General features: G+C 65.8%; 1 pseudogene. It reads left to right on the top strand.

Annotated elements, in window-relative coordinates:
- Nucleotides 1-506, top strand: a pseudogene (locus tag AC1DTN_RS39375) (urocanate hydratase); the annotation flags it as partial.

Raw genomic sequence — 506 nt, 5'->3', positions numbered from 1 at the left:
CGGCTGGACGGTGGAGGAATGGCAGGCCGCGCAGAAGGATCCGACGAAGCACGCGCAGCTCATGAAGGCGGCGGGTGAATCGTGTGCTGAGCACGTTCGGGCGATGCTGGCCTTCCACACGATGGGAGTGCCGACCGTGGACTACGGCAACAACCTGCGTCAGGTAGCGCAGGACTTCGGCGTCGCCGATGCGTTCGGCTACCCCGGGTTCGTGCCCGCGTACATCCGGCCGCTGTTCTGCCGCGGCGTCGGCCCGTTCCGTTGGGTCGCGCTATCGGGCGACCCGGAGGACATCCGCAAGACCGATGCCAAGCTGAAGGAGCTGCTTCCAAACAACGCCTCGCTGCACCGCTGGCTCGACATGGCGGGTGAGCGCATTAGCTTCCAGGGTCTTCCGGCACGCATCTGCTGGATCGGTCTGGGCGAGCGGCACCTCGCCGGCTTGGCCTTCAATGAAATGGTCAAGAACGGCGAGCTGAAGGCGCCCATCGTGATCGGGCGTGACC

Source organism: Rhizobium sp. 01T444 (genome assembly GCF_056398305.1).
This window is presented reverse-complemented; position numbering and strand designations above follow the sequence as displayed.